This window comes from Anaerovibrio sp. RM50, from assembly GCF_000622005.1.
In the GTDB taxonomy this organism is placed as follows: Bacteria; Bacillota; Negativicutes; order Selenomonadales; family Selenomonadaceae; genus Anaerovibrio.
This window is the reverse complement of the sequence record NZ_JHWV01000006.1, coordinates 52,220-67,342: the sequence shown is the minus strand read 5'-3', so window position 1 is coordinate 67,342 and position 15,123 is coordinate 52,220. Positions and strand designations below refer to the sequence as shown.

The following is a 15,123-nucleotide window of genomic DNA, read 5'->3' as shown; positions in this document are numbered from 1 at the left end:
AATAATAAATTTAATATATGAAAAAATGGAATATACCTTTAGATAATTAGGCTATTATTCATTTACCAAATAATTTAAAATAAATCAGTAAATGACTTTAGCTTTTATAGTGTAAAGCATTATTTTTTCTTGTGTTAATTTATTTTTCAAAGTATAATTAAAATTGGAATCTGGATAAGTAAGTTTTGTTTTTATGGTTAATGTAAGAAGGGATTTGATTATCATAAGACGCACAGATACTAAACAAAGAATTTTAAAAGAATCATTAAAGCTTTTTTCAGAATATGGCTATGAGGCTGTTGGTGTGGAAATGATTGCTGCGGCAGTGAAGGTTACTCCTCCGTCCCTGTACAAGCATTTTACCGGCAAAAAGGAGATCGTGGAGGCCATCACCGACATGGTGGAGGAGCTCTACGAGGAGCACACCCTGTCAGTTACTGATCTGGATGACATTGATATTGAGCAAATGGATGAGGAAACCTTTGTCAATTATCTGATGCCGTTAGTTGAAAATGTACTTCATGATGAAACCTTACAGAGCATAAAAAAATTGCTCACCATTGAGCAGTTCCGCAATGAACGGGCCCGTACCATGTACATTGAGAAAATTCATGAAACACCGGAGCGCCATACCCGTAATCTGGTGGAGCGCTTGTTTAAACTGAGAAAGCCGAAGGAGAAGGTTGACGTTGATTATGTGGCAAAGGTTCTTACCTTCCCTGCAACCAATGTTTTGAACAGATGCTATTGTGAGCCGGAATATGAAAAGAAGGGCCTGGAATTTTTGAGAAAGCATCTTCATAAGGCATGGCAATTTTATTTCGCCTAAAAAAATAAAGTACGCTTAAAAAATGATAACGCAGTTATTCTTTTTTTCCTGAATTAGAAGGAAAATTCTGAGTAACTGCGTTATAATTGTATTTAGGAGAAATTTTGAAATACAATAGGGAAGAAATTATTCTGAACACATTAGATTTGGGGTGATTTTACATGGAAAAAACCGGAGATGGCAAGGGGACATATACGCTGAAGCATTATCTGTTTTTATTGGTATGGTGGCTTTCCCTGGGCTTTGCCCTGGACACCAATTCCGCCATTTTGGGGCTTGTTCTCAGCTTTTTTTTCTTCACCATGACAGCCATGGGTGTGCTGAAAAAATCTGTATTGATAATGCTGGCGGTGTTTATACTGACGGCCATATTTCCGCCTCTGGGCTTCGCTGTGGCCTGTCTGGCACTGATATTTTTCCTGATGCGCATCACCTTCGTTATAGATAATTGGCGGGCCTTATCCGTTGGCCTATACGCCTATGGCATCTATCTTTTGGTGGTGGTATTCAATTCCTTCTTTTATGAAACAATAGTTGTTCAGGCCACCCTTAGAGTTGTGGATTTCTTTAATGCGGGTGGGGAAACTGCTGTTGAAACATTTGGCCAGCAGGGTGTTGATGCTGTAAATGCCACCACGGGCTTTATCAAGGAGGCCCTTCATGTGGGCTCCTATGTAATGCCACTGTTTTTGGCCTTCTTCTTTCATAGACTATTGGGCTGGCTTTATGATCACGGTTATACCACGGACAGGGCTTTCTACGTAATCGGTCTTACTCCATTGGTGGTTATGGCCATTGTATTGCCGTTCCTTAAGATTGACCTGGCAGGGGATACTTTGTTCTCCGGCTCTTTGGCAGACGGTACCGACGGCGTTGCGGGCATTGACGGGGTAAACAATACCATTCATGTTCCTACTGTGGAGCTGCCAAGTCAGGTGACAACAGTAATGGATGTGGCCAATCTGGATATGGGAAGCTGGTTTGTGGATAATGCGGCGGCCCTTTCCCCGGCAATTGAGTCTTCCATGGCAACCCTGGCTGTGCGGGGAATCTACGTGGGGTCCGAAAAATACGAAGGGAAGACAGGCTTCCAGACCCTCTTTAATGGCGGCGTTCAGACCATTAGGGAGGACGATGAGAACCATACAACCATTAAGGACGAGAATGGAGAAAATATCTCTGAAATAATTTATGATGAGTCCACGGATACGGACAGAATTTTGTTGGAGGACGGCAACGAGCTTATTTTCACCAAGGCTTCCGGCACAATAATTGATGCTGATGGCAATCTCATGGGAAGAATTAAGGAAAATCCTGATGGGGACAAGGTTTTGGTAAATCGTGAGGACAAGGTTATCAGGACCTACCACCAGGACGGAACCATAAGAAATGCCAAGGGCGAGGTAGTAGGTGAAGCTAAAATAGCTGTATAAATGAAAGAGATTTTAAAGGGGGATGAAAAATGCATCAAAGACGGGACACCATTTTGAAGCGGTCGCTGTATTCTTTTCTGGTAGTATTTTTGCTGCTTTGCCAGACCGTATTTGCGGCTGATTTCAGCAAGGTAATGATTCTCCATACCAACGATTCCCACGGCTATGACATTGGGGATGACAAGCATATCGGCATGCCTATTATTTCCCAGATCAAGAAGGATATGGAGTCCAAGGGCTATCAGGTAATTATGCTGGATGCCGGGGATATTATTCAGGGAAGCGCCCTGGCAAAATACGACAAGGGTAAATCCTGTATTAAATTTATGAACGCCATAGGCTATGATGCTGCTACCCTGGGCAACCATGAATTTGATTATGGTATTGATGTGCTGAAGGACAGAATGACGGAGGCAAAATTTCCATTTGTTTCCTCAAATATTGTCTACAGTGACACGGGAAAAACCTTTGTAGAGCCCTATGTAATTTTGTACAAGCCTTACGGAAAAATCGGTATTATCGGTATGACTACCCCGGAAACAAAAACCAGTGCCATGCCTAAATATGTGTCCGATTTGAATTTCTTGGAGGGGAAGGTTCTTATGGCTTCCACCCAGATGTATGTAAGCAAATTAATTGCGGAAAAGTGCGATCTTATTATCGCCCTTGGTCACATGGGCAGCAGCGACAGCTGTATTGGCAACCGTTCCGAGGATATCATTGACAATGTAGGAGGCATTGATATTTTCATTGACGGCCATGATCATAAAGTGAAAAATAACGTTATTGGTCATGCATTGCAGGTGGAAACCGGCAGCTTTACCGAGCATTTGGGCTGTATAGTGTACGAGGACGGCAAATGGACGGAAAAGATGATTTCCCTTGGGGAATACACAAAGGCTGACAGAAATGTGGAGAAGCTGGTAAACAATGCCTCCTATAACGTTGAGCAGAATTTGTCAGCTCCTGTTGGTGAAGCTGTAAATGATATGAGCGGAGAATTTATGCCAGGGCTGAGAAATCAGGAAATGGCCATGGGAGATTTCTGCTCAGATGCTATTTTATGGCAGTCAAATCAGATTTTGGGACAGGATAAAAAGGCTGATGGCTGTATTGTAAACGGCGGGGCCATCAGAACAGGCTTCAATGCCGGAAAAATCAAGGTTAAGGATGTACAGTCTGTATTCCCATTTGACAACGAAATGTGGGTTCTTACCCTTAAGGGCTCAAAGCTTTTGGAAATAATTGAATCCTCCACCCAGAGAACTCCTGACGAAATGGGTGGATTCCCACAGGTTGCGGGGATTGAATATACCTTGAATTTAACAGTTCCTTATGAAAATGGGCCTCAGTATCCAAATTCGCTGTTTTATGCCCCGGCAGCCCCGGGAAGCCGCGTAACCATTAAGTCTGTGGGTGGCAAGGCCTTTGATCCTGACGCTGAATACAGAATAGTGGTATTCAGCTTCATTAAAGCCGGTGGCGACAGCTACGGCGGCCTCACAACAGAGAATGCCATTGTAGATGCTGAAAGTTTAGGTGTTTTGGACAACGAATGTCTGCAAAATTACATTGCTGACAGACTCCACGGCAAAATTGGTCCTGAATACAGCAAGGTACAGGGACGCATTAAGATTATTTCTTAATCAATGAAGGATTTATCCAGGTGGTTGTAGAATATCTAAAGAGTCAGATTTTGATGTGTACTATTTATTACGCATTAGGAAAAAAGTTTATTATTATGAGGAGGACAAGAAATGAGAAAGCTTTTTGCCGTATTAGTCAGTATGCTGGTTATTGCATGCGCCTCTGTGTGCTTTGCTGCTGAAACCTATCAGACCGTTTATGAAGCAATTAATTTTTCTGAAAAATTAGGTGATGATGAGGCAGTAAACGAAAAATTCAACACTCCGTATGGTACCATTAAGATTCAGATGAGAAAGCTCTGGAATGCCAGCAGTGACAAGAGAATGCACGTTCTCACATGGCTGGATGACAAGAGAATCTCTGATAACTATTATCCTGAAGTAAGCACCGGCGGCTATTCCTTCCGTGTAATCAAGAATACCAGCAACAGCGAACTGTATTTTGTAATTGAGTCTCAGGAGCGTGCCTATATGTACGGTTATTCACCGGATAAAAACGCTATGATGACCTATATTGACAGCCTGAACTACGCTCATGAGCTTGGAGCTCAGCCTACCATTGTTACATTAAAGGACGGAAAGCTGGTACTTGCCTTTGAGCAGGTATATCGTCCATATCCAAGCTCCGCACGCTACCAGTTCTTCTGGGATAATTCCACCAAATGGTTTGGTTACAGAGATCTCGGAAAAGACTGGGCTCCTATTTATAAAGACAAGCAGGAGTAAGATTTTAGCTTGATATAAGACCAAAGTCAGTTCTAAAGCAAGTTAGTTCTGAAAAATGAAATGGGGAGTCGCATTACTGAATGCGATTTCCCAATTTTTTTATTTATGATAAAATTAAGAAAACTAATGAGAGGCTTCTTAATTAGAGCATTAAACGGATTTTCAACAGCAAACCCATGGACAAAGGATTTTTTGAAAAAGCTGTGGGAGGTGTAAGTTAGGCCATGAAAAGTAAAAAGAAAGAGAACCAACTTAGAAAGCGGCTGTTGGCGGCGCTGACTACAGGATTTATGACGGCAGGGTTTATGGTGGCACACTTGGCACCCGTGGCCTATGCCTCGGATTGGGAGACACCGGAATATTTGGCCAGTAATGGATTAGACATAGTCAATGCGGCAGCGGCCTACGATCAGGGGTATACGGGGCGTGGGATTACCATGGGCGTCTGCGATCAGCCCATTAATTTTGCCCACCCGGATTTTTCGGGGAAGAAGGGCTCATCCATGCTTAATACTGCGCAGTTTACCTATGGTGGCTACGGGGATACGAAACTTGAGCCGCCCGGGGTCTACGACTGGAGCGTATTAAAACACGGAACCCATGTGGCGGGAATTGCAGCTGCCAGCCGGGATGGTGCGGGGATGCATGGGGTGGCCTTCGATGCTGATGTGGCGGGAACAACCTTTGGTCAGTATTTTAGTGCGGATGGATCTGCCTGGGAAGACGAAGGTTTCGACCCATTTGCACCTTATTATTCCATGGAAGATGTGAAAGTTATTAACAACTCATGGGGTAGTTTTGAACACCTTGATGCTTTTGGAAGTTTGGCGGATTTTCGCGACTATTGCAATGCAGCTGGCAATATAAATAACAATATGTGTTCCATTAAGAATATAGTACCGATGGACAAGCTGCTGATATTTGCGGCTTGCAATGCAGGTTACGTTGATCCTCAACTTTTCGGTGCAGCGGTGCTTTTGGATAAGAGTGTGTCCAGAAATCTGATTTCTGTATCATCATTGGACGATGCCACAAAGCTGTTCCGAAATGGCGGCAGTATTTCTGGGGCACAGCTCATGAACTTTAGATCGTGCCTTGCCACCTATGTTGAAGACAATACCATAGCTGCGCCTGGACGTAATATTCTGTCATGTAACGCGAACTTCGCTGCCGACGGACAGCGTGATATCGTCCTTTCCGGCACATCCATGGCCACACCTTTCGTGGCGGGGGGTGCGGCTCTTGTCCAACAGGCCTTCCCCTATCTTGGAGGCAAGCAAATTGGGGATGTGCTGCTCTCCACGGCGAATTCAAATGTATCCGTAACTAATGGATATGTGGTTATGATGCAGTATGATGCCTACGATCCGGAGAATCGAGCCATCAATATTTTATACACCGACCCTGCTGTAATATCAAAGACACCGGAACAACAAAAAGCCGATATCGAAGCATATATCGCTACACAGGATCCGAAGAGTAATGAGGCAAAGAATCTTTCGCTTTTTATTGAGAAAGGTTACCCCGTAAACGCCTATTACCATGTACCGATGCAGGCCTTGGTGGGACAGGGGGTGCTGGATGTGGGGAAGGCTGTGAGGGGCCCTGGGGCACTTAACGCACGGCGGCTTACCTCAAATGATATAAGCAATACGTACACTGTAAGCGGTGTTTCCCAAAATCAGGCAATGTACAGAGTGGACACAAAGGGCTACGACTCTGTCTGGTCCAATGACATTAAGGAAGTACGTGTCGGTCTGTTGGCAGAGGACAGCACTGAGGCAGACCTTAGGGAGCGCTATAAATTCTACAAGACCAACTGGCTTGATAACTCTGTGCAAGGCTCAAGAGAGGTTATGGAGAGCTATATTGCGGACTTCAATAGGGACGCAGAGGCCAGCGGACTTTTAGGTCTCCACGTGGGGCTATTAAAGGAGGGGGAAGGACGGCTCTCCCTTACTGGAACCAACACCTACCAGGGAGCCAGCATTGCAGCTGGGGGAACACTCTCCATCGATGGCTCCGTGGCTGGGGATGCTTATAGCGTTGAAAAGGGCATTATAGCTGGGCGTGGCACAATCAATGGTACACTTTATAATCGTAATATATCTGTGGCAGGAGATACAACGGGAACGGGGAACCTGCGGATGGGTGGCCTGGTATCCTCTGGCGTACTTGAAAGCAATATGACAAAAAACGGCAACACAAAATTTGTGGTAACTGGTGACGCCAACATTGATGGTTCCACTGTAAAGCTGAAGAATGCCCTGCCAGGGGAAGGTGGAGATATAGTAACCGCTGTATCCGTCACTGGCAATCTGAAAAACGCCTCAACCCCTGCCGCCGTTTCCGGAATGTTGGGTTCCACGGGTACAGTCAGCGGGAATACTGTCAAAGTCAACGCTGTAGCCAGCAACAATCTTGGCACCACAGATGGAACTATTAACGAAACCTTTGATGCCATGACGGCAATGGATGCGTCACTTATCGGTGATCCACGCCGTGAGGAGATGCGTCCACTGTTCAACCTTGATGCTGGAGCGGCCAAGGATACTCTTGCTTCTATTTCCTCCGCCGCTGCGGCCCAAAGCCTTTCCACGGTTCAGCGAAGTCAGCTGACGGAACATCTTATTTCCTCCCGTCTTGCCGAGGCCTTTGTACAGAAGCCCGTGAATGTAAAAATTCCCGTTGCGAACTTAACTGGGGAGGGGGAAACTGATGGAATCGATATCCCCATGAAGCTTGACCAGCCTGCGGAGAACGATTTTTGGTTCAAGACAGCAAAGAATTGGGGTGACCTTAAGGGGGGCGCCTATTATAACAGTACGGCTTTTGCCCTTGGCTGGGACAAGGCCGATGGAAAAATGTGGCGGCTGGGCACCTTCATTTCCCATGGTACCACATCCTTTGCAGACACGGGGGCTCATAATGATATAAAGGATACCCGCTTCGGATTCTACGGCGGGTACAGCTACGGACCACACACTGGGTACGTCTATATGGATTACGGCTGGCTGAAAAATGACCTTCAGCGGAGCATTCCGTATTTGGGACTCACTCCGAAGGCGGACTATGACAGCCGAATTCTTGAATTAGGCGGGGAATACAAATACGACCTAAATGCAAAGCAAAAAACCCCTTGGCATTTCAGTCCCTATGCCAATGTACAGCTTTCCAGACTTTGGCAGGATGGTTACACGGAACAAGGCGCTGGCATTTTCGGCCAGCGTGTCTCCGATGCCACGAATACGTATTTCGCTGGTGCCATTGGCATTGAGTGCAAGCGGTATCTTACCAATGGCAGCTATGCCCTGCGGCTTGGTGTAAAGCATGCATTTGCCGGCTCTGATCCACGGCTGACCTTCGGCTACGTGGGGGACAATGCTTCAAGCTATGAAATGAAGAATGAGCAGGATAAAACCCATTTCGTCATGTCCGTTGGCGGCGAGGCGGAGTTCGCCCCAGGCTGGTGGCTGGCGGGGGATGCCATGCTCCAAAAGGGCGCCCACGACAAGGATGTGATGTGCGCTCTGACCCTCAGACGGGTGTGGTAAAATTATAAATAATAAACCCATGGACAAAGGATTTTTTGAAAAAGCTGTGGGAGGTGTAAGTTAGGCCATGAAAAGTAAAAATAAAGAAAACCAGTTGAGGAAGCGGCTGCTGGTGGCGCTGACCACAGGATTTATGACGGCAGGGTTTATGGCAGCACACTGGGCACCCGTGGCCTATGCCTCGGATTGGGAGACACCGGAATATTTGGCCAGTAATGGATTAGACATAGTCAATGCGGCAGCGGCCTACGATCAGGGGTATACAGGGCGTGGGATTACCATGGGCGTCTGCGATCATCCCATAAATTTTAGTCACCCGGATTTTTCGGGGAAGAAGGGCTCATCCATGCTTAATACTGCGCAGTTTACCTATGGTGGCTACGGGGATACGAACCTTGAGCCGCCGGGGGTCTATGATTGGAGCGTACTGGTCCACGGAACTCATGTGGCGGGCATTGCAGCAGCCAGCCGGGATGGTGCGGGGATGCATGGGGTGGCCTTTGATGCTGATGTGGCGGGAACAACCTTTGGCCAGTATTTCGGCGCGGATAGATCTGCCTGGCAAGACGAAGGTTTCGACCCATTTGCACCCTATTATTCCATGGAAGACGTGAAGGTTGTTAACAACTCTTGGGGGGGGGGTGAACACCTTGATTCTCATAAAAGTTTGGCGGATTTTCGCGCCTATTGCAAGGCAACTGGCAATATAAATAACTATATGTGTTCCATTAAGAATATAGTACTGATGGACAAGCTACTGATATTTGCAGCTGGCAATTCAGGGTGTATTGATCCTCAGCTTTACGGATCAGCGGGGCTTTTAGATAAGAGTGTGGAACGGAATATAATCTCGGTATCATTATTGGACGATGCCACCAAGCTGTCCCGGAATGGTGGCAGTATTTCGGGGGCACAGCTAATGGGCTATTTTTCAAATCTTGCCACCTATGGGGAGGACAATGCCATGGCTGCGCCAGGATATAATATTCTGTCATCTAATGCGAACTTCGCTGCCGACGGACAGCGGGATATCGTCTTTTCCGGCACATCCATGGCCACACCTTTCGTGGCGGGGGGTGCGGCTCTTGTCCAACAGGCCTTCCCCTATTTTGGAGGCAAGCAAATTGGGGATGTGCTGCTCTCCACGGCGAATTCAAATGTATCCGTAACTAATGGATATGTGGTTATGATGCAGTATAATGCCTACGATCCGGAGAATCCAGCCATCAATATTTTATACACCGATCCAGCTGTAATATCAAAGACACCGGAACAACAAAAAGCCGATATTGAAGCATACATCGCTGCACTGGACCCGAAGAGTGATGAGGCAAAGGAGCTTTCCATTCTTCTTGATTATGGTTACCCCATCAACGCCTATTACCAAGTCCCGATGCAGACCTTGGTAGGACAGGGGGTACTGGATGTTGGCAAGGCTGTACGTGGCCCTGGGGCACTTAACGCACGGCGGCTTACCTCAAATGATATAAGCAATACGTACACTGTAAGCGGTGTTTCCCAAAATCAGGCAATGTACAGAGTGGACACAAAGGGGTACGACTCTGTCTGGTCCAATGACATTAAGGAAGTACGTGTTGGTATTTTGGCAGAGGACAGCACTGAGGCAGACCTTAGGGAGCGCTATAAATTCTACAAGACTAACTGGCTTGATAACTCTGTGCAGGGCTCAAGAGAGGTTATGGAGAGCTATATTGCGGACTTCAATGGGGACGCAGAGGCCAGCGGACTTTTAGGTCTACACGTGGGGCTATTAAAGGAGGGGGAAGGACGGCTCTCCCTTACTGGAACCAACACCTACCAGGGAGCCAGCATTGCAGCTGGGGGAACACTCTCCATCGATGGCTCCGTGGCTGGGGATGCTTATAGCGTTGAAAAGGGCATTATAGCTGGGCGTGGCACAATCAATGGTACACTTTATAATCGTAATATATCTGTGGCAGGAGATACAACGGGAACGGGGAACCTGCGGATGGGAGGCCTGGTATCTTCTGGTATCCTTGAAAGCAATATGACAAAAAACGGCAACACAAAATTTGTCGTAGCTGGTGACGCCAACATTGATAATTCCACCGTCAAGCTGAAAAATGCCCTGCCAGGGGAAAGTGGTGATATCGTAACTGCTGTCTCGGTTACTGGCAATCTGAAAAACGCATCAACCCCAGCCGCCGTTTCCGGAATGCTGGGGTCCACGGGTACGGTCAGCGGAAATACTGTCACCGTCACTGCTGTAGCCAGCAATAATCTCGGCACCACAGATGGAACTATTAACGAAACCTTTGATGCCATGACGGCAATGAATACTGCTCTCATAGGCGACCCGCGCCGTGAGGAGATGCGCCCGCTGTTTAATCTTGATGCTGTAGCGGCTAAGGACACTCTTGCTTCTATTTCCTCCTCCGCTGCGGCCCAAAGCCTTTCCACGGTTCAGCGAAGCCAGCTCACAGAACATCTGATTTCCTCCCGTCTTGCCGAGGCCTTTGTAAAAAAGCCTGTGAATGTAAAAATACCCCTTGCTAACTTAACTGGGGAGGGGGAAACTGAGGGAATCGATATCCCTATGAAGCTTGACGTTCCTGCTGAAAACGATTTTTGGTTCAAGACGGCAAAGAGCTGGGGTGACCTTAAGGGGGGCGCCTATTATAACAGTACGGCTTTTGCCCTTGGCTGGGACAAGGCCGATGGAAAAATGTGGCGGCTGGGAACCTTCATTTCCCATGGTACCACATCCTTTGCAGACACAGGGGCACATAATGATATAAAGGATACCCGCTTCGGATTCTACGGCGGTTATAGCAACGGACCTCATACAGGGTATGTCTATATGGATTACGGCTGGCTGAAAAATGACCTTCAGCGGAGCATTCCGTATTTGGGACTCACGCCGAAGGCGGACTATGATAGCCGAATTCTTGAATTGGGCGGGGAATACAAATACGACCTAAACGCAAAGCAAAATACCCCTTGGCATTTCATTCCTTATGCCAATGTACAGCTTTCCAGACTTTGGCAGGATGGATACACGGAACAGGGGGCAGGCATTTTCGGGCAGCGTGTCTCTGATGTGGCGAATACATATTTCGCCGGCACCATTGGTATTGAGTGCAAACGTTATCTCCCAAGGGGCAGCTATGCCCTGCGGCTGGGTGTAAAGCACGCATTTGCTGGCTCTGATCCACGGCTGACCTTCGGCTACGTGGGAGACAATGCTTCAAGCTATGAAATGAAGAATGAACAGGATAAAACCCATTTCGTAATGTCAATTGGCGGTGAGGCAGAGTTTGCCCCTGGCTGGTGGCTGGCGGGGGATGCCATGCTCCAAAAGGGTGCCCACGACAAGGATGTAATGTGCGCACTGACCCTCCGACGGGTGTGGTAAAATAAGATGCGATTCACTAAGATATGCCCGTTGACTGATAGTCGTAGTATATGAGGTAATTTACCATGGATAAGGAAAAAAGTCCGGTGCAATGTGATCTTTGCCCACATAAATGCAATTTGAGCCAGAATCAGACGGGATTTTGCGGTACAAGAAGAAATATTGATGGAAAAATCAGCTCCATTTCCTACGGTCAGGTCACATCTCTGGCCGTTGATCCCATTGAAAAAAAGCCTCTATACCATTTTCATCCCGGAACGGCAATTCTGTCTGTAGGTGGATTTGGCTGCAATATGAAGTGTCCCTTCTGCCAAAATTATTCCATATCACAGCAGGGTATTGAGGTATCCCAGGGCTATGTGTCCCCGGAGGAAATGCTGGAATTTGCCCGCAGGGCAGCTGTAAAGGCGGGAAGCATAGGGGTGGCCTTTACCTATAATGAACCCTTCCTCAGCTACGAATATCTGTTGGATGTGGTACCATTGCTGAAGGCGGATGGCCAGAAGGTGGTGCTGGTTACCAATGGGCAGATATGCCAGGAGCCATTGAAGGCTGTCCTTCCTTATGTGGACGCCATGAACATTGATTTAAAGGTATTTTCAGAGGATGGCTATAAATGGATGGGGGGAGACTTTAAAACGGCCCAGAACACCATAGAAATGTCAGTGAAGGCCGGTGTTCACGTGGAAGTAACTACCCTTGTGATTCCGGGCATCAACGATGATGCTGATATGATGAGTTCAGAGGCACTATGGCTCTCCCAATTAAAGAAGGATATTCCCCTTCATCTATCCCGTTATTTCCCACGCTATAAGCTGAAAACCGGGGCCACACCGGTGGAAACACTGTACAAAATGCAGGAAATATGCAAGGAACATCTGGAATATGTGTATTTGGGGAATGTGTAAGGTAATATACATACAGCTGAAAGTTAAACTTGTTCCAAAATGGAACTTAACAAAAGGGAAGGTTATACATGGTAAAAGAAATAATGAAGGACTTGTTGTTCCTCGGCCAGAAGGCTGAAACAGCAACAAAAGAAGATATAGCTATAGCAAAGGATTTGCTGGATACCCTTGCAGCCCATAAAGAGCACTGTGTGGGGATGGCAGCCAACATGATTGGTGAACGGAGGGCCATTATTGCCATTGCTGAAGGTAATGAGCTGACCGCTATGCTTAATCCTGTTATTGTAAAGAAATCTCCCAGAACCTATAAAACCACAGAGGGCTGTCTTTCCATTCCCGGAGAGCGCGAGGTGGAGCGACATGAATGGGTTGAGGTAAAATACCGTGATATTAATTGGAACAGGGAAAAACGCAAGTTCACTGGCTTTGAGGCTGAAATTATACAGCATGAACTGGATCACTTGGAGGGAAAATTAGTATGACCAGTATAATTTCATGGATGAAATTGTCCCCCAAGTTGGGGGACAATTGGACAAGTTGATGTTATTGTCCATTCCTTGGGGACATCATAAACTTATTATTGGCAAGTGTTCATCTGACACATCACGCGCTATATTCTATATTAAACAGACTGTAGAAAATACGAAATTAACGGTAATAAAAGGGTTTTAGAATATAGTGTAGAATTGGGTACAGTATAGAGCCTTGTTTATGGATAGAGAATTACCCCGTATGGATGAAATATGGCGGTATTTCAAGAATATTCTCGAATGCTGCCTTGTACAAAGTGGTCGGTGTGGAGGTTTAATATGGAAATCGATATCTCAACTGAATACAGTGAATTTTTGCATAATAATCGCATCAAAGTAAACAAATATCTGAACAGAGTAATGTGGTTCTTTGTTGTGACGGGACCGGCCATAGCAGTGGGAATACGGGAAGGTATTTTTTATGATATTACTTATGCCACCTGTATAGGCATATCAGTGATCATTGCCATCTTGTCCGTAATCCATCTGCTATTGTTAAAGGCATATCCCAGCAAAAAAATTACATGCATATTTGCGCTTACTGCTCTCGATTTGTTGTTGGTATATATGTCTTATTCACATGTTCATATATATCTTACATGGTTTCTCGTTCCACTCTTGAGTCTTCTATTCTGCGACAAATACATATACTTCTATGGGGCTGCCCTAAATTACATCCTCATGTTTATAACGACTTGGCTTACTGCCCCTTTTGAGGCTGCTATGAGGACGGAATACGAAAGCGCCTCGGAATACTTTATGGATATGATGAGCGGATTCACAATTGAGTCCATTATCATGTTTGCATCAGGTTATATCATCGGGAAACTGATCCTCGAATATTTCAAAACCCTCTTTGACCAGTATAGGCTGATAATGGAACAGGAAAGAAGCATGGAGGAAAAAATACACCTCCTGGATTCTATGGCGGAGATTTACGATAACGTCAACCTTATTGATTTCATAAATAACACTGAGATGTCGTTAAGGGATTCTGAGCAGAAGAAGCACGGCATTGATCTAAGTGCACAGACGCACACTATCATGAATCAGAGGCTTGTGAATCAGGTAATGTCGGATCAGATCGATGAATTCCTGGCTTTCACCAATATCAAAACAATAAGGTCGCGTCTTTCTCATAAAAAGCTTATAAGTGCAGATTTTATTGATGTAGTCTTTGGCTGGTTCAGGGCACAATACATCACAGTTGATTCTACATTGGACGGGATCCCCAATGTAGTTATTTATACGACAAGAAATGTGGATGATGAGAAAAGACGGGAGGAGCATCTTATCAGGATCTCCATGACTGACGAGATGACGAGGCTCTTCAATCGTAGATGCTATGATGAGGATCTGAGTGAGTATAGGAACGGAGCTCTTTCAGAGGACTTTGTACTTTTCTCTATCGATGTGAACGGATTAAAAACAGTAAATGATACAAAGGGACATGCGGCCGGGGATGAGCTCATCAAAGGCGCTGCCGACTGTATTTCCCTTTCAGTCGGAAAGAAAGGAAAAGCTTACAGGACCGGTGGGGATGAATTCATGGTTGTAGTCCATACGAGTGATCCTGAGGGACTGCGGAATGACATAAAGAATAAATCCAAAGAGTGGCACGGCATCTATACAGAAGAGCTCACCATGTCAGTGGGCTACGCTGCACTTAAAGACCATCCGGGCGTTTCAATCGATGACCTTGAACATATCGCGGACGCAGATATGTATGCCGAAAAAGAAAAGCATTATAAGGAACGTGGGATAGAAAGAAGAAGATAAAAAATAACATGAAAATCTGTTTATATAGTAAGTTATGCATGTATTGTGAAGCACTCAGATGCGTTTTAAGGCCGATTTCAAATCAAATAGGTACCATCACACTAGCCGGGATTAAAACCCGGCTTTTTTGATGCAATATTTTAAGTTTACCACTACAAAAGCATAACAATATTGTTATAACAGAAAGGTCAAAAGGTCTAAAAGCGACCACTTTTTGCAAAAATCGACCATTTTTTGCAAAGTCGTTGAATGTTTGGAATATTTGTGATATTTTCTAAAATAAGGAAAAAACATGCCTTATGGCACAATGGACAAGCATGG

General features: G+C 45.7%; 9 protein-coding genes. All 9 read left to right on the top strand.

Annotated elements, in window-relative coordinates; all coding sequences use genetic code 11:
* The first annotated feature begins 193 nt into the window (after positions 1-193).
* The 9 genes from T525_RS0103820 to T525_RS15470 all read left to right on the top strand — a co-directional run bounded on the left by T525_RS0103820 (position 194) and on the right by T525_RS15470 (position 14,802).
* Positions 194-829, top strand: coding sequence for a TetR/AcrR family transcriptional regulator (locus tag T525_RS0103820; RefSeq protein ID WP_027406116.1), 636 nt, complete (start codon positions 194-196; stop codon positions 827-829).
* Between the two features lie 161 nt (positions 830-990).
* Positions 991-2,262, top strand: a complete 1,272-nt coding sequence (locus tag T525_RS0103815) for a hypothetical protein (protein ID WP_027406115.1) — start codon at positions 991-993, stop codon at positions 2,260-2,262.
* A 29-nt stretch (positions 2,263-2,291) separates the two neighbouring features.
* Positions 2,292-3,908 (top strand): bifunctional UDP-sugar hydrolase/5'-nucleotidase, encoded by a 1,617-nt coding sequence (locus T525_RS0103810; RefSeq protein ID WP_027406114.1) that lies wholly within the window; start codon positions 2,292-2,294, stop codon positions 3,906-3,908.
* 111 nt (positions 3,909-4,019) lie between these two features.
* Positions 4,020-4,634, top strand: coding sequence for a hypothetical protein (locus tag T525_RS0103805; RefSeq protein WP_027406113.1), 615 nt, complete (start codon positions 4,020-4,022; stop codon positions 4,632-4,634).
* Positions 4,635-4,858: 224 nt separating this feature from the next.
* Complete coding sequence (locus T525_RS0103800) at positions 4,859-8,188, top strand: S8 family serine peptidase (protein ID WP_027406112.1); 3,330 nt, start codon at positions 4,859-4,861, stop codon at positions 8,186-8,188.
* A 67-nt stretch (positions 8,189-8,255) separates the two neighbouring features.
* Positions 8,256-11,585 carry an autotransporter domain-containing protein gene (locus T525_RS0103795; RefSeq protein ID WP_027406111.1) on the top strand — a complete coding sequence of 1,110 codons (3,330 nt, stop codon included), beginning with the start codon at positions 8,256-8,258 and terminating at the stop codon, positions 11,583-11,585.
* Between the two features lie 65 nt (positions 11,586-11,650).
* Positions 11,651-12,493 (top strand): AmmeMemoRadiSam system radical SAM enzyme, encoded by an 843-nt coding sequence (gene amrS, locus T525_RS0103790; RefSeq protein ID WP_027406110.1) that lies wholly within the window; start codon positions 11,651-11,653, stop codon positions 12,491-12,493.
* 68 nt (positions 12,494-12,561) lie between these two features.
* Positions 12,562-12,975, top strand: a complete 414-nt coding sequence (locus tag T525_RS0103785) for a peptide deformylase (protein WP_027406109.1) — start codon at positions 12,562-12,564, stop codon at positions 12,973-12,975.
* A 327-nt stretch (positions 12,976-13,302) separates the two neighbouring features.
* Positions 13,303-14,802 carry a GGDEF domain-containing protein gene (locus T525_RS15470; RefSeq protein WP_027406108.1) on the top strand — a complete coding sequence of 500 codons (1,500 nt, stop codon included), beginning with the start codon at positions 13,303-13,305 and terminating at the stop codon, positions 14,800-14,802.
* Positions 14,803-15,123 lie beyond the last annotated feature (321 nt).